Here is a 20392-nt window from a genome sequence, read left to right on the forward strand (position 1 = left end):
CAAAAACGGGGGTCAGTCCCTTACAAAGAGCGGTTTTTTTTTGATCAGCGTCTTTTTCGGCCAAGTCCCATGGCGTTCTCCATTTTTTTCAGCATTTTGTTTGCTGTCCGGTTTGCCCGTTCCGCGCCTTCATCAAGAATCCGGTCTAATTCATCAGATTCAATCAGTTCATAATAGCGATCCTGGATCGGCTTTAATGCGTTAACCACGACTTCTGCCAAATCACCTTTAAACTCGCCGTAGCCTTTCCCTTCGTACTTTGCTTCAAGCTCTTCAATTGTTGTATTGCCGAGGATTGAATAAATCGTAAGAAGGTTTGAAACGCCGGGTTTGTTTTCCTTATCGAATTTGACAATGCCTTCAGAATCCGTCACAGCGCTTTTGATTTTCTTTTCAAGCTGCTTCGGCTCATCCAGCAATGTAATATAAGCTTTCTGGTTCGGATCAGATTTGCTCATTTTCTTCAGCGGATCATTCAGAGACATGATACGCGCCCCGACTTTTGGAATTTTCACTTCCGGAATCGTAAAGATGTCGTTGTATTTTTTGTTGAAACGTTCTGCAAGATTCCGCGTCAGCTCAAGGTGCTGCTTTTGATCCTCGCCGACAGGCACAAGATCCGTTCCATACAGCAGTATATCAGCGGCCATCAGCGGCGGGTACGTTAACAGGCCGGAGACGACAGCTTCATTGCCTTTGGATTTGTCCTTAAATTGAGTCATCCGTTCAAGTTCTCCGATATACGCAACACACTGCATCATCCATCCGGCCTGTGCATGCGCGGGAACCTCTGATTGAATAAACAATGTTGCTTTTTCTGGATCAAGTCCGACAGCTAAGTAAAGCGCCGCAAGACTTCGGATATTTTTTCTTAGCTGAAGCCGGTCTTGAGGCACGGTTATCGCATGCTGATCCACGATGCAAAAATAGCTGTTATAATCATGCTGCAGTTCGACAAACTGCTTCATTGCCCCGATATAGTTGCCGAGCGTAACGGAGCCGCTTGGCTGAATACCTGAAAAAATCGTTTGTTTCATGAAAACATCAACCTCATTTCTTAAAGCATAATAAAAAAGGCTCATTCTTCCCCTGTAAAAAAGGGACGAATGAACCGTGGTACCACCCTGATTATTCCATTAAAATGGAATCACTCTGACGTTTGTAACGGAGACTGCTCCGGCTGAGCCTACTTTTTCGGGTTCGGTCAGCTGCTCCAAAGTCCATTCCACATTGCCCGTTATCTGCTCCCAGCACCGCAGACTCTCTTCAAACGGGTGAAATGTGTACTACTCTTTTTCATAGCACGCTTTTCTTTTGATTGCTTCATTATAAATCAATTATAACCAATTGTCATCATGAAAAAACATTCTTTTTCCCGGTAATATTGTAATAATATAAATAACACGGGCGCTGTAAAACCCTAAATGATAACTGCTATCAGCGTAGAAACCGCAAGATATTATATGTAAAAAGCAATATGGCCGGAAAACTCGTAAAATAGTTTTTAATCAATTTATGCTTTAAATGGTAGAAGGATATTATGTTCGTGGAAGAAAAACTAACGAAGTTTAAATATTTTAAATTGATAAAATAATATTGCAATAAATTATTTGTTTCATTATAATGAACTTGTTCACTCTATTGTTACAGCTTTTTTACAAAAATAATCAGAAAAGACGGAACAGAATAAAAGTTATGGAAACTTAGGTTCATTTGTCTGATATTTCTGAGGATTTAGCCGTAAGGAGCTGAAAAAATTATTATTAGGGGGTTTGTGAATATGAAAAAACGTTGGTCGATTGTCACGTTGATGCTCATTTTCACTCTCGTGCTGAGCGCATGCGGCTTTGGCGGCAGCGGGTCAAACGGTGAAGGGAAAAAAGACAGCAAAGGAAAGACGACACTCAACATTAATATTAAAACTGAGCCGTTCTCCTTACACCCGGGTTTGGCAAATGATTCAGTATCAGGCGGTGTCATCCGTCAGACTTTTGAAGGATTGACACGTATCAATGCAGATGGTGAACCTGAAGAAGGCGTGGCTTCTAAAATTGAAACGAGCAAAGATGGAAAGACATATACATTTACAATTCGTGATGGCGCAAAATGGTCAAACGGCGACCCTGTAACAGCACAAGACTTTGAATATGCTTGGAAATGGGCGCTTGATCCTAATAACGAATCACAATATGCATACCAGCTCTACTACATAAAAGGTGCTGAAGCGGCGAATACCGGCAAAGGCAGTCTTGATGATGTGGCAGTAAAAGCTGTAAATGACAAAACGCTAAAGGTTGAATTAAATAACCCGACTCCATATTTCACTGAATTAACTGCGTTCTATACGTATATGCCGATCAACAAGAAAATTGCAGAGAAAAATAAAAAGTGGAACACAAATGCCGGAGATGATTATGTATCAAACGGGCCGTTCAAAATGACGGCATGGAAGCACAGCGGATCTATCAAGCTTGAAAAAAATGATCAGTATTGGGATAAAGACAAAGTCAAACTGAAGAAAATCAATATGGTCATGATCAATAATAACAATACGGAACTGAAAAAATTCCAAGCTGGCGAACTTGATTGGGCCGGTATGCCGCTCGGACAGCTTCCGACAGAATCTCTGCCTACCTTGAAGAAAGACGGTTCTTTACATGTTGAGCCGATTGCAGGTGTCTATTGGTACAAATTCAACACTGAAGCTAAGCCGTTAGACAACGTAAATATCCGTAAAGCTTTAACATATTCGATTGACCGTCAATCGATTGTCAAAAACGTTACTCAGGGAGAGCAAATCCCGGCAATGGCTGCGGTGCCGCCGACAATGAAGGGATTTGAAGATAACAAAGAAGGCTACTTCAAAGACAACGATATCAAAACGGCAAAAGAATACCTTGAAAAGGGCCTGAAAGAAATGGGCTTAAGCAAGGCATCTGACCTGCCGAAAATCAAATTGTCTTACAACACTGATGAAGCACATGCGAAAATCGCTCAAGCCGTACAAGAAATGTGGAAGAAAAATTTAGGCGTAGATGTTGAGCTTGATAACTCAGAATGGAATGTATATATCGATAAGCTCCACAGCCAAGACTATCAAATCGGCCGTATGGGCTGGCTTGGCGACTTCAATGATGCTATTAACTTCCTTGAATTGTTCCGTGACAAAGACGGAGGAAATAACGATACGGGCTGGGAAAACCCAGAATTCAAAAAACTTTTGAACCAGTCGCAAACTGAAACAGATAAAACAAAACGTGCAGAGCTGCTGAAAAAAGCAGAAGGTATTTTCATTGATGAAATGCCGGTTGCCCCAATCTATTTCTATACTGATACTTGGGTACAGGATGAAAACCTAACAGGTGTTATCATGCCAGGTACTGGTGAGGTTTATTTCAGAAACGCATATTTTAAATAAGGCTTCGTCTGAAAATAAAAGACCTCAAGGTATATGGGGAGAAAAGCCCCATATACCTTTCTTGCTGATGGAGTATAAAAAAGTAAAAACCATGGAGGTGTTCCCCCTTGCTAAAATATATCGGAAGACGCTTAGTCTATATGATTATCACATTATTTGTGATTGTAACTGTGACATTCTTCTTAATGCAGGCAGCACCGGGCGGGCCATTTTCAGGCGAGAAAAAGCTTCCGCCTGAAATTGAAGCAAACTTAAATGCGCATTATGGCTTGGACAAGCCGCTGTTTGTACAATACGTCAGTTATTTGAAATCAGTTGCAATGTGGGATTTCGGACCGTCATTTAAATATAAAGGTCAGAGTGTTAACGACCTGATCAGTTCAGGTTTCCCCGTTTCATTCACTCTTGGAGCAGAAGCTATTCTCCTCGCTTTAGCGTTAGGTGTATTGTTTGGGGTCATTGCAGCCCTTTACCATAATAAGTGGCAGGATTATACCGTCGCAATTTTAACAATCTTTGGTATATCAGTTCCGAGCTTTATCATGGCGGCTGTTCTGCAATATGTGTTCTCCATGAAGCTTGAGCTGTTTCCGGTCGCAGGGTGGGAGTCCTGGGCATACACCTTTTTGCCTTCAATCGCACTTGCTTCCATGCCGATGGCGTTTATCGCCAGACTTTCCCGTTCAAGCATGATCGAAGTGTTAAACAGTGATTATATCCGCACAGCGAAAGCAAAAGGGCTGTCCCGTCCGGCAGTTACAGTGCGGCACGCTATCCGAAACGCGCTTTTGCCAGTCATTACATATATGGGTCCGATGGCCGCACAGGTCTTAACGGGAAGCTTCATTATTGAAACCATTTTTGGTATCCCGGGGCTTGGTGCACACTTCGTCAACAGTATTACAAACCGTGATTATACAGTCATTATGGGTGTAACCGTGTTCTTCAGTGTCATCCTTCTATTGTGTGTATTAATCGTAGACGTGCTATACGGCATTATTGATCCTAGAATTAAGCTTTCCAAAGCAAAGAAAGGAGCCTAGGCCATGCAGAACATTCCAAAAAACATGTTTGAACCAGCCGCAGCGAATGCCGGCGATGCAGAAAAAATAAGTAAAAAGAGCCTTTCCCTCTGGAAAGATGCGATGCTTCGCTTCCGCAGCAATAAGCTTGCAATGGTCGGGCTTATCATTATTGTGCTCATTATCCTTATGGCGATTTTTGCGCCGATGTTCTCAAGGTATGATTATTCAACTACTAATCTCTTAAATGCAGATAAGCCGCCTTCAAAAGATCATTGGTTCGGAACAGATGACCTTGGACGCGACATTTTCGTCCGTACATGGGTAGGGGCGCGAATCTCCATCTTTATCGGTGTGGCTGCCGCTGTTCTTGATTTGCTGATCGGCGTCATTTGGGGGAGTATTTCAGGCTTCCGCGGAGGCAGAACCGATGAAATCATGATGCGTATTGCCGATATCCTTTGGGCAGTTCCTTCATTATTAATGGTTATCTTACTGATGGTTGTTCTGCCGAAAGGGCTATTAACCATTATTATTGCCATGACCATTACGGGCTGGATTAATATGGCCAGAATCGTACGCGGACAAGTGCTGCAGCTGAAAAATCAGGAATATGTGCTTGCTTCACAGACACTTGGTGCAAAAACATCCCGTCTCCTGTTTAAACATATCGTGCCAAACGCAATGGGTTCCATTTTGGTCACGATGACATTGACAGTTCCGACTGCGATTTTTACAGAAGCCTTTTTAAGCTATTTGGGGCTTGGTGTTCCGGCTCCGCTGGCAAGCTGGGGAACGATGGCTTCTGACGGATTGCCTGCATTGACCTATTATCCGTGGCGTTTATTCTTCCCTGCCGGTTTCATCTGCATTACGATGTTTGGTTTTAACGTGGTCGGCGACGGATTAAGAGACGCATTGGATCCTAAGTTACGTAAATAAGGGAGTGATACGGGTGACACGCCTATTGGAAGTAAAAGATTTAGCGATTTCATTTAAAACATATGGCGGAGAAGTTCAGGCGATCCGCGGAGTGAATTTCCATTTGGATAAAGGAGAAACGCTGGCCATCGTCGGGGAATCGGGTTCTGGAAAAAGTGTGACCTCTCAAGCGATCATGAAGCTGATTCCAATGCCTCCGGGTTATTTTAAACGCGGTGAGATCTTGTTTGACGGCAAGGACCTGGTGCCGCTGTCCGAAAAAGAGATGCAAAATGTCCGTGGTAAAGAGATCGGGATGATATTCCAAGACCCGATGACCTCTTTAAATCCGACGATGAAGGTCGGCAAACAAATTACGGAAGTTCTTTTTAAACACGAAAAAATTTCAAAGGAAGCAGCAAAAAAACGCGCCGTCGAGCTGCTGGATTTAGTCGGCATTCCGATGCCGGAAAAGCGGGTCAACCAATTTCCGCACGAATTTTCAGGCGGGATGAGACAGCGGGTAGTCATTGCTATGGCTCTTGCGGCGAATCCGAAGCTTCTGATTGCCGATGAGCCGACAACTGCTCTTGATGTAACGATACAAGCGCAAATTCTGGAATTGATGAAGGATTTGCAAAAGAAAATTGACACCTCCATCATCTTTATTACACACGATCTTGGTGTTGTGGCTAACGTTGCTGACCGCGTCGCTGTCATGTATGCGGGACAGATTGTAGAAACCGGCACGGTAGACGAGATTTTCTACGATCCGAGACATCCATATACATGGGGGCTGCTTGCATCCATGCCGACACTGGAAAGTTCAGGAGAGGAACAGCTGACTGCAATCCCGGGCACGCCGCCTGATTTGACGAATCCGCCAAAAGGAGATGCTTTTGCGCTGCGGAGCTCTTATGCGATGAAAATCGATTTTGAACAGGAGCCGCCAATGTTTAAGGTGTCCGATACTCATTATGTCAAATCGTGGCTGCTTCATCCTGACGCGCCAAAGGTAGAGCCGCCCGAAGCGGTAAAAGCAAAAATGCGCAAACTGGCAAATACGTATGAAAAACCTGTCTTAGTGAGAGAAGGTGAATGAATTGACTGAGAAACTATTAGAAATCAAACATTTAAAACAGCACTTCGTCACGCCGAGAGGAACGGTTAAGGCTGTAGACGATTTGTCATTTGATATCTACAAAGGTGAAACATTAGGGCTGGTTGGTGAATCAGGCTGCGGTAAATCGACAACAGGCCGAAGCATTATTCGACTGTACGAAGCAACCGATGGCGAGGTGCTGTTCAATGGCGAAAATGTGCACGGGAAAAAATCGCGCAAAAAGCTGCTGGAATTCAACCGGAAAATGCAGATGATTTTCCAAGACCCATATGCATCCCTGAATCCGAGAATGACAGTTGCGGATATTATTGCTGAAGGCCTCGATATTCATAAACTCGCGAAAACGAAAAAAGAGCGGATGCAGCGGGTTCACGAACTTTTGGAAACAGTCGGTTTAAACAAGGAACACGCCAACCGTTATCCGCATGAATTTTCCGGTGGCCAGCGTCAAAGAATCGGGATTGCCAGAGCGCTTGCCGTTGATCCGGAATTCATTATCGCGGATGAGCCGATTTCTGCTTTAGATGTATCCATTCAGGCACAGGTCGTGAATTTAATGAAAGAACTGCAAAAAGAAAAAGGGCTCACATACCTGTTTATTGCCCACGATTTATCGATGGTCAAATACATCAGCGACCGCATCGGCGTCATGTATTTCGGAAAACTGGTTGAGCTTGCGCCGGCAGATGAGCTTTATGAAAATCCGCTTCACCCATATACAAAGTCATTGCTTTCAGCCATTCCGCTTCCTGATCCGGACTATGAGAGAAATCGCGTCCGCCAGAAATACGATCCGTCTGTCCATCAATTAAAGGATGGGGAAACGATGGAATTCCGCGAAGTTAAACCGGGGCATTTTGTGATGTGCACGGAAGCAGAATTTAAAGCTTTTTCATGATTCATCAATCCTTCAAGAGAAATATCTTGAAGGATTTTTTTTGCGTCTCATAGAAAGTGAGAATGAGAGCTTTACAATTAGAGGAAAAAGTGAAGGTGAAATAAGATTCAATTTCTGCATAACAAAAATGTTTTTGCACTGCTGCTGTCTCAATCTCTTCAATCTTTAGCAGGAGTCCTTGTCACAATCGTTTTAATGGTCCGGGTCTACAGAATGACAGACTCCGTCTTTTTGGCGGGTCTTGTTTTATCATTCATGTCGTTTGCGAGTATAGCGGCAAGCTTTTGCATCTCTCGAGTGATTCGCAATCTTGGTTTTAAAAAGGTGCTTGCGGGTGCCAATCTGCTGAGATCGGTCTTTACCATACTGATGGCATACAGTGTCAGTCATCATGGACAGGTTTTCTTTTGGGTAACGCTGTTGTTTGTCTTCTGTTTTTCCTTTGCGGGCGCCTTTTTTCAGCCTGCAAGATTTGCGCTGCTGCCAATTATTGTTCCAAAAGAGCAATATGTGAAAGCGAACGGTGTGATTTCGCTTACGAATCAATTGTTTTTAACAGCAGGCTGGGGCCTTGGCGGCCTTCTGACGTATGCTGTGCCTTTTGAATTCATTGTCGGTGCAGCCATTTGCCTGTTTGTTCTTTCGGGTGCTTCTGTCAGTTTGCTTCATATAATTGAAAAAGGGACTGATGATGGAACTGCTGAAACAGCATCTGCTGGAGGCATATGGAAGGATGTAATGATCATCCCGGTTGTAAGAGACATTACGGTAATGGACATGATAGAAGCTTTGGCCGGTTCTGTTTGGTCGTCTGCCATTCTTCTCGCATTTACAGCGGCTGTTTTACATGAAACAGAGGTATGGTGGGGGATGTTTAACGCCTCTTATTTTATAGGTGCAATTGCAGGCAGTGTGATCGCCATTCGTTTTTCTGCTTTTTTTGAGCGAAACATGGGCTATGCGATTATGTACTGCTCGCTTGTGATGTTTGTGCTGACCCTTTTGTTTTCACTTTCTCCACTCCCGTTTGTATGTGCTCTGGCTTGCGCTGCAATGGGGCCTTTTTATCAGGTGCGTGATATTTGCCAAGAAACGGTGCTGCAGGAGGCTATTCCCGAGCAGAAGCGTATTGGGATCATGGCTGCCAAAAATGCGATTTTGACTCCGTGGTCAGGCGTCACTTACTCCATCATGGGGTTCGTGGCTGACGCCGCTGGTGCGAAAACAGCTTTTATCACGTCTGCTGCATTATATGGAGTGACGTTTCTTATTGCACTGGCGCAGCCCCGGCTGCTTCATTACAGGCGCACGTCAAAATGAACGGAGCAGCTGGCTCCGTATTTTGCAGAAAAAAATGAAACCATGGCGGAAGTTCGTACGTCTTTATAGATGTAAAGCTGTTTAAACAAGAAGAAATGGGGTATATCTAAAAGTATGAAGACAATGAACTCATAAGGAGCAAATCAATGAACTGGTACGAAAAGCTTAGCGAGTACTTTCCAATTGAAGAAATGAAATCAAAAGCGCATATGGAAGCTCTTCTGAAAGAGCGAAGCGATATTTATCATAAAGATGAAGGCAAACATCATATTTTAATGTTTGCGGAATTCGATTCTTTTATCTTCGTTGATTATCTGTATGTGTCAAAGGATGCAAGAGGGCAGGGGCTTGGCGGCAAATTGATCGCAAAGCTGAAAAAGAAAAATAAGCCGATCTTGCTCGAGGTGGAGCCTGTGGATGAAGATGATACAGATACAGAAAAACGCCTGAGGTTTTATCAAAGAGAGCATTTCAAGCATGCTCAGTCAATTGGGTACCGACGCCGGTCATTGGCTACGAATGAAGTAAACAAGATGGAGATTCTGTACTGGTCACCGAAAACAGAATCAGAAGAAGAAATTCTTGAAGCCATGAAACAGACATATGAAAACATTCATACTTATAAAGATGAGAAATGGTACGGGGAATCGTACGAAAAAACAGATGAGGTCCTGAAACTCATTGATGAAGAAAAACAAAAAAACATTTTCGATCAGTTAAGCTAATTGAGAATCAGAACATATGATAAAAAATAAAAATTTGCTGGATTGACACATTTTTTTCTTAGGATACTGTTCACACTTACTTTTTTATAGTATAATACCTGTAAAGATTCCTTTTTTAGAGTAATTTCAATTTAAGAATAAAATAGATGTTCATCCTACTAATTAGAGGAGTGAAGATGAATGGTTACACTATACACATCACCAAGCTGTACTTCATGCAGAAAGGCGAGAGCGTGGCTCGAGGAGCATGATATTCCATTTGAAGAAAGAAACATTTTCTCTGAACCTTTATCAATTGATGAAATAAAACAAATTCTGCGAATGACTGAGGACGGAACAGATGAAATCATTTCAACCCGTTCAAAAGTATTCCAAAAACTGAATGTGAACGTTGAATCTATGCCGCTGCAAGACTTGTACCGCTTGATCAACGAACACCCAGGTTTGCTTCGCCGTCCGATCATCATCGACGAAAAACGTTTACAGGTCGGATACAACGAAGACGAAATCAGACGTTTCCTCCCAAGAAAAGTCCGCTCTTTCCAATTAAGAGAAGCACAGCGTTTGGCAAACTAATAGATCGTATCATAAAAGAAGGCTGAGTCATCAGCCTTCTTTTTATTTTTCAACCTGCTGATAATAAATACTGGCAAGGATGACAAATGCGACCGTTAAAATGGGGAGGAGCGTTTCGACTGCGGCGTGCTGCTCCATAAAAAAAGACAGTTTTTTGTCTCTGACAATCATTTCTCCGCCTGTATAAGCAAGCAGCCCGCTTCCCGCGTAAATCAGAAGCGGTATTTTCTCAAGGGCAATGTGGATGAGTTTGCTGCCCCAAATAATAACCGGCACCGATACACACAAACCTATGATAACAAGTGAAAACTCACCGTGAGATGCTCCCGCAACTGCTATGACATTGTCCAGCGACATAAAGAGATCTGCAAGCACAATCGTTCGTATCGCTCTCCATAAGGAGGTGCTGCTTTTGACATGCTGCGTGTCTTTTTTTTCAATCAGCAGCTGATATCCCAAATACAGCAGGAAAATTCCGCCGGCACATTGCAAGAAAGGAATATGCAAAAGATATACCGCTGCACTCGTTAATCCGATTCTCATAGCAACGGCAATAAATGTCCCAAGAATAATGGCCTGCTGTCTTTGCTTGTCCGGCAAATTTCTGCTGGCCATGGCAATGACGACCGCATTATCTCCGCCGAGGATCAGGTCGATTCCAATGATGACAAGCAGAGAAATCAGATAGTCATGCTCCATGAATCGGCACCTCGCTTTCGTTCCATCGCTTGTACTACTACTATATGAGACAGGCCGCATTTTATGATATCAGCCGGAGATCTGCCGTTTTTTGGTCAAAGGTGCATTTTTATTTCTTTTGTGACTGTTTTATCATAAAATAGAAATACAAAGGAATTCACACTGGCCTTGCATCAAGGTTAAGATGTGGACGGAATGGGTAAAGTGTAGTAAAGTACAATTAATCGGGAGCTTAGATGTCCCTTCAACATCTTATATAGAAGGGAAGGTTGGCAAATGGAAATTGAAAGAATTAACGAGCATACAGTAAAATTTTATATGTCTTATGGAGATATTGAAGATCGCGGTTTTGACAGAGAAGAAATTTGGTATAACCGTGAGCGCAGTGAAGAACTGTTCTGGGAAGTCATGGATGAAGTTCATGAAGAAGAGGAATTCGCTGTGGAAGGCCCTCTTTGGATTCAAGTTCAGGCACTGGACAAAGGATTAGAAATCATCGTCACAAAAGCCCAGCTTTCCAAAGACGGACAAAAGCTCGAACTGCCGATTCCTGAGGATAAAAAGCAAGAACCCGCATCTGAGGATCTTGACGCCCTGCTGGATGATTTCCAGAAGGAAGAGCAAGCCGTCAATCAGGAAGAGAAGGAGCAAAAGCTTCAATTTGTCTTGCGGTTTGGCGATTTTGAGGATGTTATTTCTCTATCTAAATTGAACGTTAACGGAAGCAAAACGACTTTATATTCGTTTGAGAACCGATATTATTTATATGTAGATTTTTGCAATATGACTGATGAAGAGGTTGAAAATCAGCTAAGCATCCTGTTGGAGTACGCAAATGAATCCTCAATCAGCATACACCGTCTTGAAGAGTACGGCAAGCTGATTATTTCAGAGCATGCTCTAGAAACAATAAAAAAACACTTTGCATCATAGCAAACCGATTTCTTTCCGGAAATCGGTTTTTTTATGCACTAAAAAGCCATTTTTGAAACAAGAAATCAAAAACATACATACGGGCTGACCATACAGAGAACAGGAGTTGACCATCTTTTCCAGAAAGTATACTCATCTGGAAAGGAGAGATGAAAAGTGTTTAGTGCTGTGACTGAAGACGGCCGAATGGTTCACCTTCTAGGGGCTCAGCGAAGCCGGACATTAAAGCGGAGACGATTCTTCTGCCCGGCGTGCGGAGGAGAGCTTGATGTGAAGCTCGGATCTCAAAAAGCGCCGCATTTTGCCCATAAACAAAACAAGTCCTGCTCGATAGACATAGAACCGGAAAGCGCCTACCACTTAGAAGGAAAGAGACAGCTGTATGTATGGCTGAAAACGCAACAGGCTTCTCCGCTATTAGAACCATATATCAAGAAAATCAATCAAAGACCCGATATCATGGCAAAGATCAAGGGACGCTTGCTTGCTGTTGAATACCAATGTGCCACTCTTGCTCCAGATGTCTTTGAAATGCGTACAGAGGGCTTTAAACAAGAAGGAATCCTCCCGCAGTGGATTGTGGGAAACAGCCGCTTAAAACGAACTGCTCCATCCTTTTATCAGCTGTCTGCTTTTCATTGGCAGTTTATCAATGCAAGCCCAAACAAGGAAATGATATGTTATTGCCCGGAAACACGTTCCTTCCGCCGGCTCAGCCACATCATTCCGTTTTACACAAACCATTCTTATTCCTCGGTTCAAACGATTCCTATCCATCGGGCAGATGCGAATGATTTATTTTTCACTGATCCTACGCCTTCATTTGAATATTCCAGCTGGACGAAAGCGATTCACCGTTTTCGGCATAAACCTCATCGCTTCATCTCAAAGGAAACAAACCGCCTCAGGCAGCTATTTTATGAAAAGCGGCAGACGTCCCTTTCTTTTCTTCCGACCGAAGTGTTTGTTCCTGTTATCAAAGGGGCTGTTTTTAAGAGTCCGGTTTTTGTGTGGCAGGGGTTTCTTTATCTGTTTATTACAGATCTAGGTTATAAACGTGTGCCAATCCGCTTCTCAGCCATCCTGCAGCAGTGCAAACTGCATATTCGCAAAAAGAACATTGCGGTCAGGTCCAAATGCAGAGAAGATTGTCTTTCTGAAGCTGTTAGACAGTACATTGATTTTTTGTGCAAGAAGGGATTTTTAAGGGAGACTCAGAAAGAAGTATATGTGCTGAATCAGCCTGCAGAGGGCATACGCTCAATGCAGGATCTCATAGAAAGAGACCGCAGCTGTTTTATAGAATGAGTTTGTCTCATTTGGCTCACCCTAAGACAAAGGTGGTGGGCTGGCTGTGAAAGGCACAAAAGGAAGGATTTTTCGTGTTTTTACTGCTTTTTTGGCATTCGTTCTCTTCATTACTGCATATGATTTGACAAAAGGCAGTGAAAAACCGGAAGATATTCACAACACAAGTTTATTGAGAAACAGCTGTTTTTTCAATTGGCTTGAATCAAAGAAGACGAGGGGGATCACCATGGCTGAGGAAAAAAAAGCAAACCAACTGCCTGACAGAAGTGAGGTAAAGGCAGAAGACACATGGAGACTTGAGGATATTTTTCCTAGTGATGAGGCCTGGAATAAAGAATTTCAAGCTGTAAAAGAATTAATTCCGAATCTATCTAAGTATAAAGGAAAGCTGGCAGATTCAGCTGATCATTTATACGAGGCTCTTACGTATCAAGATAAAGTGATGGAACGGCTGGGAAGGCTGTACACATATGCGCATATGCGCTCTGACCAGGATACCGGGAACTCCTTTTACCAGGGGCTGAATGACAAGGCGGGCAACCTGTATACACAGGCCGCAAGCGCGACAGCTTATTTGGTTCCGGAAATTTTATCCATAGAAGAAGACAAACTGCAGCAGTTTATTCTTGAAAAAGAAGAACTGAAACTGTATTCCCATGCGATTGAGGAAATAACAAAAGAACGCCCGCACGTGCTGAGCGAGAAGGAAGAGGCTCTTCTTGCCGAAGCTTCTGAGGTACTGGGTTCATCCTCCAATACGTTCAGCGTGTTAAATAATGCCGATATTACATTCCCGTCCATTAAAGATGAAGATGGGAATGAAAAACAGATCACTCACGGCAACTTTATTAATTTCTTAGAAAGTGAAAACCGTGAAGTCCGCAAAAATGCTTTTGACGCAGTGTATAAAACATACGGACAATATAAAAACACAATGGCCACGACTTTAAGCGGCACTGTGAAAAAGGACAACTTCTACGCGAGAGTGAAAAAGTACAAGTCAGCGCGTGAAGCTGCGCTTTCTAACAACAGTATTCCTGAGGAAGTATACGACAATCTCGTCAAAACGATTAATAAGCATTTGCCGCTGCTGCACCGTTATATCGCGCTCAGAAAGAAAGTGCTTGAGCTTGATGAGGTGCATATCTATGATCTGTATACACCGCTTGTGAAGGATGCGGGGATGAAGGTCACGTACGAGGAAGCCAAAGATTACATGCTGAAAGGCCTTGCACCTTTAGGAGAGGAATACGCCTCCATCCTGAAAGAAGGGCTGGAAAACCGCTGGGTCGACGTTTACGAAAATAAAGGCAAACGCAATGGAGCTTATTCATCAGGAGCCTATGGCACGAATCCGTATATTTTGATGAACTGGCATGATAACGTCAATAATCTCTTTACGCTCGTGCACGAGTTTGGCCATTCCGTACACAGCTACTATACGAGAAAGCACCAGCCATATCCATACGGCAATTACAGCATCTTTGTCGCGGAAGTTGCGTCAACGACAAACGAAGCGCTCCTTGGCGAATACCTGCTGAACAATTTAGAGGATGAAAAACAGCGGTTATATATTCTCAACCATATGCTTGAAGGGTTCAGAGGAACGGTCTTCAGACAAACGATGTTTGCTGAATTTGAACACCTGATCCATACAAAGGCGCAAGAAGGGGAGCCGCTTACACCTGAGCTTCTGACGAATGTCTATTACGATCTGAATAAAAAGTATTTCGGAGACGGCATGGTGATTGATAAGGAAATCGGCCTTGAATGGTCGCGAATTCCGCATTTCTATTACAATTACTATGTGTACCAGTATGCGACAGGCTACAGCGCTGCCCAAGCGTTAAGCAGCCAGATTTTGAAAGAAGGAAAGCCGGCGGTTGACCGTTATATTGACTTCCTGAAAGCGGGAAGCTCGCAATACCCGATTGATGTGCTGAAAAAAGCAGGCGTTGATATGACGTCTCCAGAGCCGATCGAAGCTGCGTGCAAAATGTTTGAAGAAAAACTTGATGAAATGGAAGAATTGCTGATGAAAGTCAAGCAGTCCTAAAAAAAGAAAGCCTGTGCGAAATGATGCACAGGCTTTTTTAAAACCCTTTAAAGGTTTTCCGGTGGTTCAGGCGGTAGAGGGTAAACAAAATAGACAGAAACAGCAGGGGAGAGGTAATATAAAGCGGCAGCATATGCATCATGCCTAATAAATTCAAACAGAAAAAAACGGCTATGCACACAATTGAGATCACAGTATACATCATAGCGGTCCTCCTCGTCCTTGTTCCTTATTAGGATATGAGTGAATGTACTTCGTTATGTTTTGTGACAAAAATATGAACATTAAGCATAGAGGTTGTCAAAAGTCGACATCATTTGTTATCATAAGGATGTGAAATTGATCACAAACAAACATTACCCCTTTGTTTGACCGTGAAAAATTTCTCCCATCCCCTTTGTTGTCGTTAAGACATATGAAACCGCGCTTATCCCGGCGCGGTTTCTTTCATGCTTTTAACAGAACGTATGTTTGGTTACGGAGCAAAAAAAACAGCCTCAAGCATATATACGCCTGCGGCTATTTTTCACATGATTGATATTCATCAGAATAAGTGCTGAGGGATTTCCAAAACATTCCGTGTTTGGCTTCCACTTTGGCAACCTTTTTAGCAAACGCCAATTTTTTCATTTCTTTTTCTACCTCTTCAAGGCTAAGGTCATATACGAGAGCAATTTCCTTCGAGGCAACGAAGCGGAAATATTCAATAAAACATTCCAGAGGCGGTGTTTCCGACGGCTTCGGCTCGTCGCCAAGCATCTCGAATAAAATTTCTTCATATACATCATATGAATAGCTGCCGGGTACTTTTAGTCCTTCGTCCTCATGCTGTGTATTGAAAAATGTCAGCGTCGGATTAATAGAAACGTCCATCTCAGCAGCAATTTTCATGTCACATTGAAGCGCCTTGACCGCGCTTTGAGAATGCAGATCGTTTTTGAACTCCTCGAGATCGAGATTCGTTTTTTCCGCAATGTCCAAAAGCACATTTTCATCGGTAATGTTTTTCTTTGAAACAAACAGACTCTCCTGCATATTTCTGAGAAATTGCATGCCGGCTTTTCTTCCCTGCAGTTCGGCTGCTTTAAAAGCGAGTGCAGCCATGTAAGGCGAGGAAAGCGGCTGATCTTGCTCGAGCCAGACATTGCCGTCACACGACATGCCGGAGCGGCTTGCGATCTTTTCCCATGCCTCTGCGAGAAGATGCTTTTTCCGTTTCTTATTTAAAGCGGTAAGGCTTGCCGAAGCGATAATGCGTAAGGTGAAAAAGCGTCCGTATCTGATTTTCAGCTTTTTGATCACGGGCTCTAAGGACCAGCATTCAGGGCATAAAGGATCTACAAACATGTAAATTTCAAGCGGTTTTTTTGGATGACCGTGGCAATGGGCGAAGTATTGCTCATGCTGATAATTTGTCAAGATGATCGATCCTCCGCTTCCGTTTGATTCACCATATGCCTTGCTGTCAATTCCAGCCGGCCAAACAAAAACTCGCGAATATCGCCCTCCAGCCCTACATGGTCCATTGCCTCGTCCATACAGCTGAGCCACGCATCAGCTCTCTCGTTAGTAATTGGAAAGGGGAGATGCCTTGCTCTGAGCATGGGGTGGCCGTGTTCCTCCGTATAAAGCGGAGGCCCGCCTAAATACTGAGTCAGAAATTGTTTCTGTTTTCTGGCGGTTTCCGTTAAATCGCTCGGAAAAATCGGCTTCAGCAAAGGATGAGACGCGACACGCTCATAAAAAGTATCAACAAGTTGCGATAGAAGTTCCTCTCCAATCGCTTCATAAGGTGCGTTAAACGATTGTCCCATGTTGACTACTCCTTTAAATATGGCTAATAGGAATCATAAATCCTATTGCAAAAAGTAATTTTCTGTATTTCATCATTTCATCTATGATTTATTTTAGCAACAAGGCATCATTTCTACAAACAAACTGCCTTTACTGCGTTTGATGATAAGTTTCGGCGACAGCCGGGGTTTGTATTTCATATCATATCACATAAAAATCAGGAATGCGTAAGATTTCACTTCGCAAAAAAACCAGAGGGCAAGAGCCGCTCTGGTTACGCGTAATATGCTGAAGTTATTTTTTTTACATAGTTTTGCGTTTCCTGGAAAGGAGGAATGCCCCCATATCGGTCGACATTTCCCGGTCCGGCGTTGTAAGCCGCTAATGCCATAGACACATTGCCGTCGTATTTATCCAGCAATTGTTTTAAATATTTCGTTCCGCCCTCCACATTTTGCTGCGGATCCAACGGATTGGAAACGCCAAGTGAGCTTGCCGTTGACGGCATCAGCTGCATTAAGCCCATCGCACCTGCTCCGCTTACCGCTTTTGCATTAAAGCCTGATTCCTGCTTGATAACGGCACGGATCAGTTTTTCGTCAACGCCGTACTTATCAGCGGCTTTTTTGATCGCGCTGTCAATGGAGAAGTCTCCCGAACTGATCTGTTTTGCTTCTTGTTTGGTTGAAGAAGAATCTGCAGCAGCTGTTTCGGTGCTTTCTGCCGCCTTTGTGATATAACCTGAATTGCTGTTTGTAGATGGGTTAAGCCCATATGCTGAAAGCAGTGACGGCGCTGTTGAAGAAGCGCTGTTCAGCATGCTGAGCGGGCTTGACGATGCAGAAGATGCAGAAGATGCAGTTGGCTGCTGCTGAGATGTCAGGCCGTTTGTATATTGGCTGAGCAGAGAGCTGAAGCTGGTGAGCGGGCTTTCCGCATTCTGAGTTCCCGTGCTGCTTGCATTAGATATGGACTGTAATGCCTGAAGCTGAAGTAAAGCTGCCCAATTCGTTACATTCACGATGTCATTCCACCTTATATAGACTTTCGTTTTTCTTCATAAAAACGAAGAATTTTATTTTTGGTTTCGCGCCGAGGAATGCTGAATTGCTGAAGCAGCTCCTCAAAGGCTTGTTTGCCCTCATGCCAGTCTGCCGCCTCAAATTCGATTTCATAGTCCTCTTGATTTAAATATCGGCTGTGGTCTAAAACTATTAAGCCTTTTTCTGTTACTTTTTCAGCGCGGTTTGTCGCTAAAGATCCAAAATATTGAATGGCGTCTGTATCGATCTGAAGCTTGTGAAGCTGGTCCTTCACAGGGCCTTCGGGAACTGTAAAGCCGGCAAGGTCTGATACCTCTGAAAGCGGCTGGTGCGTTTCCAGAAGCCCTACATCTGCCGGTTCTTTTAACGTCAGGACATACTCACCTTTTTTTCTGCGGATTCGAAGCGCAGCGTGTTTTTGTTTCAGCGAGAAGCCGTCTGTGTCAAAATAGTGATTCTTTTGATCTATAAAATCTTTTTCTGTCAGCTGAAGTGCTGCTGTTATCTTTTCAAATTCAAGTTTGGTCAGCATGTTTTTAAATTCTATTTCAATTTCTTGGCTCATGTTGTTCTTCCTTTCCGCCCTGTAAATCTTATTTTTACTATTATCTCTTGAGATGTTAGGTTTATCAATATCGAGCTTGATATGATAAAATGAATCTGTACTTTGTTTAAAAAGGAGAGCATTATGCAAAACAGAATCGAAATCTTGAACGCCACATTATCGGATGATCAGCTTCGCCTTGCCTGTGAGACGGAAGGAAACGAAGCAGAACGCAAGCCGTCAGGTCAAATGCTTGTTGATTCTGACCACTTTGCTTTTGTATACATACTTGAATTAGCTGATTCTTTTGAATATGTCATTATAAAGGAACATGTATGGCCGGAACTGAAGCAGGCCCATGCACAAAGAATTCCGGTTGTTTTAGAGGCAGGAGACGAAACGATTGAACTTGCAGGCCTGCATGAGGAACTGGAGTATCTTTTAGAAAATATTAAAGATAATGCGAACTACGGAGAAGAAATGGAAGAAAAAGTGAAGCGCGTGTTTTTATAGAAACTGGCTCGGAATTGGGGGATGTATGATGGATGACAAACAATGGGAGCGTTTTTTAGTGCCGTACCGCCAGGCTGTCGAAGAGTTGAAAGTGAAGCTCAAAGGGATCCGCACGCTATACGAATACGAGGATGACCATTCGCCGATCGAATTTGTGACCGGACGCGTCAAGCCTGTGGCGAGCATACTTGAAAAAGCGAGACGGAAAAGCATACCGCTGCATGAAATTGAGACCATGCAGGATATCGCAGGCCTTAGAATCATGTGCCAATTTGTTGATGACATCCAAATCGTGAAAGAGATGCTTTTTGCCAGAAAAGATTTCACCGTTGTGGATCAGAGGGATTATATTGCGGAACATAAAGAGAGCGGGTACCGGTCATATCATCTTGTCGTGCTGTATCCTTTACAGACGGTGTCCGGAGAAAAGCATGTTCTCGTGGAAATACAGATCCGTACGCTGGCGATGAATTTTTGGGCGACCATTGAGCATTCATTGAATTATAAATACAGCGGAAACATTCCTGAAAAAGTAAAACTAAGGCTTCAGCGTGCTTCTGAAGCGGCTTCCCGGCTTGATGAAGAGATGTCGGAGATCAGGGGTGAAGTACAGGAAGCTCAAGCTGCCTTTTCAAGAAAGAAAAAAGGAAGCGAGCAACAATAGGTAAAGGGGAAGAAAAGCATGAAATTTGCCGTATCATCAAAAGGAGATCAAGTTTCTGATACGCTGAAAAGCAAAATACAGGCGTATTTATTGGATTTTGATATGGAACTGGATGAAAATGAACCGGAAATCGTCATTTCAGTCGGAGGCGACGGAACGCTATTGTACGCTTTTCACAGATACAGCGACCGCTTGGACAAAACTGCATTTGTCGGCGTTCACACGGGTCATCTGGGGTTTTATGCCGACTGGGTTCCTCATGAAATTGAAAAACTTGTTCTCGCGATCGCGAAAACGCCGTATCATACAGTTGAATATCCGCTTCTTGAAGTGATTGTAACCTATCACGAAAACGAGCGGGAGGAAAGATATCTAGCCTTGAATGAGTGTACGATTAAAAGCATAGAAGGAAGCCTTGTGGCTGATGTGGAAATCAAGGGACAGCTTTTTGAAACCTTCCGGGGCGACGGCCTCTGCCTGTCAACGCCTTCTGGCAGTACAGCTTACAATAAGGCGCTGGGCGGAGCGATTATCCATCCGTCTATCAGGGCGATCCAGCTCGCAGAAATGGCTTCTATTAATAACCGGGTTTTCCGGACGGTCGGATCGCCGCTGCTTCTCCCTTCCCATCATGATTGCATGATCAAGCCGAGAAACGAAGTTGACTTTCAAGTGACGATTGACCATTTAACCCTTCTCCATAAGGATGTAAAGTCGATCCGCTGCCAGGTTGCATCTGAAAATGTCAGGTTTGCGAGATTCCGTCCGTTTCCTTTTTGGAAAAGAGTCCAGGATTCGTTTATCGGAAAAGGTGAATAGAAAGAGGACGTAT

At 43.4% G+C, this 20392-nt stretch carries 22 protein-coding genes and 1 other annotated feature; of the genes, 15 read left to right on the forward strand and 7 right to left on the reverse strand.

Annotated elements, in window-relative coordinates; all coding sequences use genetic code 11:
- Window positions 1-44 precede the first annotated feature (44 nt).
- The gene (gene trpS / locus MOB98_RS06700; protein WP_268362282.1) at window positions 45-1037 is read right to left on the reverse strand and encodes a tryptophan--tRNA ligase; all 993 of its coding nucleotides are present in this window, start codon (window positions 1035-1037) and stop codon (window positions 45-47) included.
- Between the two features lie 58 nt (window positions 1038-1095).
- Window positions 1096-1309 (reverse strand) — a binding site (T-box leader).
- A 471-nt stretch (window positions 1310-1780) separates the two neighbouring features.
- Between trpS and oppA the strand changes: the two genes are divergently transcribed.
- The 8 genes from oppA to spx all read left to right on the forward strand — a co-directional run bounded on the left by oppA (window position 1781) and on the right by spx (window position 10003).
- Entirely contained in the window at window positions 1781-3418 is a 1638-nt protein-coding gene (gene oppA / locus MOB98_RS06705) for an oligopeptide ABC transporter substrate-binding protein OppA (RefSeq protein ID WP_268362285.1), read from the forward strand.
- A 107-nt stretch (window positions 3419-3525) separates the two neighbouring features.
- The gene (oppB, locus tag MOB98_RS06710; protein ID WP_268362288.1) at window positions 3526-4461 is read left to right on the forward strand and encodes an oligopeptide ABC transporter permease OppB; all 936 of its coding nucleotides are present in this window, start codon (window positions 3526-3528) and stop codon (window positions 4459-4461) included.
- 3 nt (window positions 4462-4464) lie between these two features.
- Window positions 4465-5382 carry an oligopeptide ABC transporter permease OppC gene (oppC, locus tag MOB98_RS06715; protein ID WP_268362290.1) on the forward strand — a complete coding sequence of 306 codons (918 nt, stop codon included), beginning with the start codon at window positions 4465-4467 and terminating at the stop codon, window positions 5380-5382.
- A gap of 4 nt (window positions 5383-5386) precedes the next feature.
- Window positions 5387-6463: an oligopeptide ABC transporter ATP-binding protein OppD gene (gene oppD / locus MOB98_RS06720; RefSeq protein WP_268362293.1), complete on the forward strand. Its 1077-nt coding sequence runs from the start codon at window positions 5387-5389 to the stop codon at window positions 6461-6463.
- 1 nt (window position 6464) lies between these two features.
- Complete coding sequence (oppF, locus tag MOB98_RS06725; RefSeq protein ID WP_003239287.1) at window positions 6465-7382, forward strand: oligopeptide ABC transporter ATP-binding protein OppF; 918 nt, start codon at window positions 6465-6467, stop codon at window positions 7380-7382.
- Window positions 7383-7487: 105 nt separating this feature from the next.
- Complete coding sequence (locus MOB98_RS06730) at window positions 7488-8702, forward strand: MFS transporter (RefSeq protein ID WP_268362301.1); 1215 nt, start codon at window positions 7488-7490, stop codon at window positions 8700-8702.
- A gap of 146 nt (window positions 8703-8848) precedes the next feature.
- Window positions 8849-9427, forward strand: coding sequence for a GNAT family N-acetyltransferase (locus MOB98_RS06735; RefSeq protein ID WP_003224597.1), 579 nt, complete (start codon window positions 8849-8851; stop codon window positions 9425-9427).
- A 180-nt stretch (window positions 9428-9607) separates the two neighbouring features.
- Complete coding sequence (gene spx / locus MOB98_RS06740; protein ID WP_003239281.1) at window positions 9608-10003, forward strand: transcriptional regulator Spx; 396 nt, start codon at window positions 9608-9610, stop codon at window positions 10001-10003.
- 42 nt (window positions 10004-10045) lie between these two features.
- Here the strand turns inward: spx and MOB98_RS06745 are convergent, their stop codons facing one another.
- The gene (locus MOB98_RS06745; protein WP_268362296.1) at window positions 10046-10702 is read right to left on the reverse strand and encodes a TerC family protein; all 657 of its coding nucleotides are present in this window, start codon (window positions 10700-10702) and stop codon (window positions 10046-10048) included.
- A 184-nt stretch (window positions 10703-10886) separates the two neighbouring features.
- On the opposite strand from MOB98_RS06745, the gene MOB98_RS06750 reads away from it, so the two are divergent.
- The 4 genes from MOB98_RS06750 (at window position 10887) to pepF (ending at window position 15002) form a co-directional block, all read left to right on the forward strand.
- Complete coding sequence (locus tag MOB98_RS06750) at window positions 10887-11012, forward strand: hypothetical protein (protein WP_119913679.1); 126 nt, start codon at window positions 10887-10889, stop codon at window positions 11010-11012.
- Window positions 10979-11635 carry an adaptor protein MecA gene (gene mecA / locus MOB98_RS06755; RefSeq protein ID WP_003239278.1) on the forward strand — a complete coding sequence of 219 codons (657 nt, stop codon included), beginning with the start codon at window positions 10979-10981 and terminating at the stop codon, window positions 11633-11635. Before MOB98_RS06750 ends, mecA begins: the two co-directional genes overlap by 34 nt.
- 156 nt (window positions 11636-11791) lie before the next feature.
- Window positions 11792-12943, forward strand: a complete 1152-nt coding sequence (locus MOB98_RS06760) for a competence protein CoiA family protein (RefSeq protein ID WP_268362299.1) — start codon at window positions 11792-11794, stop codon at window positions 12941-12943.
- Between the two features lie 229 nt (window positions 12944-13172).
- Window positions 13173-15002 carry an oligoendopeptidase F gene (gene pepF, locus MOB98_RS06765; RefSeq protein ID WP_168780813.1) on the forward strand — a complete coding sequence of 610 codons (1830 nt, stop codon included), beginning with the start codon at window positions 13173-13175 and terminating at the stop codon, window positions 15000-15002.
- A gap of 37 nt (window positions 15003-15039) precedes the next feature.
- On the opposite strand, the gene MOB98_RS06770 is transcribed toward pepF, so the two are convergent.
- The 5 genes from MOB98_RS06770 to MOB98_RS06790 all read right to left on the reverse strand — a co-directional run bounded on the left by MOB98_RS06770 (window position 15040) and on the right by MOB98_RS06790 (window position 18404).
- Complete coding sequence (locus MOB98_RS06770; protein WP_268359528.1) at window positions 15040-15207, reverse strand: hypothetical protein; 168 nt, start codon at window positions 15205-15207, stop codon at window positions 15040-15042.
- 314 nt (window positions 15208-15521) lie between these two features.
- A complete protein-coding gene (gene spxH, locus MOB98_RS06775; protein ID WP_268359530.1) occupies window positions 15522-16421 on the reverse strand; it encodes a protease adaptor protein SpxH in 900 nt (299 codons plus the stop codon).
- The gene (locus MOB98_RS06780) at window positions 16418-16816 is read right to left on the reverse strand and encodes a thiol management oxidoreductase (RefSeq protein WP_268359533.1); all 399 of its coding nucleotides are present in this window, start codon (window positions 16814-16816) and stop codon (window positions 16418-16420) included. The genes spxH and MOB98_RS06780 overlap by 4 nt, the downstream gene beginning before the upstream one ends.
- A 254-nt stretch (window positions 16817-17070) precedes the next feature.
- Entirely contained in the window at window positions 17071-17817 is a 747-nt protein-coding gene (locus MOB98_RS06785; protein ID WP_268359535.1) for a lytic transglycosylase domain-containing protein, read from the reverse strand.
- A 14-nt stretch (window positions 17818-17831) separates the two neighbouring features.
- The gene (locus tag MOB98_RS06790; protein WP_268359538.1) at window positions 17832-18404 is read right to left on the reverse strand and encodes a CYTH domain-containing protein; all 573 of its coding nucleotides are present in this window, start codon (window positions 18402-18404) and stop codon (window positions 17832-17834) included.
- Between the two features lie 123 nt (window positions 18405-18527).
- Here MOB98_RS06790 and MOB98_RS06795 point away from each other — a divergent pair, with 123 nt between their 5' ends.
- The 3 genes from MOB98_RS06795 to MOB98_RS06805 are packed head-to-tail and all read left to right on the forward strand — an operon-like array spanning window position 18528 to window position 20379.
- Window positions 18528-18896, forward strand: a complete 369-nt coding sequence (locus MOB98_RS06795) for a hypothetical protein (RefSeq protein WP_003239263.1) — start codon at window positions 18528-18530, stop codon at window positions 18894-18896.
- Between the two features lie 28 nt (window positions 18897-18924).
- The gene (yjbM, locus tag MOB98_RS06800) at window positions 18925-19560 is read left to right on the forward strand and encodes a GTP diphosphokinase (protein ID WP_003245294.1); all 636 of its coding nucleotides are present in this window, start codon (window positions 18925-18927) and stop codon (window positions 19558-19560) included.
- Between the two features lie 18 nt (window positions 19561-19578).
- On the forward strand, window positions 19579-20379 hold the full coding sequence (locus tag MOB98_RS06805; protein WP_003224622.1) for an NAD kinase: 801 nt from the start codon (window positions 19579-19581) through the stop codon (window positions 20377-20379).
- The last annotated feature ends 13 nt before the right edge of the window (window positions 20380-20392 follow it).

The organism is Bacillus sp. N13C7 (assembly GCF_026790065.1).
Classification (GTDB): domain Bacteria; phylum Bacillota; class Bacilli; order Bacillales; family Bacillaceae; genus Bacillus.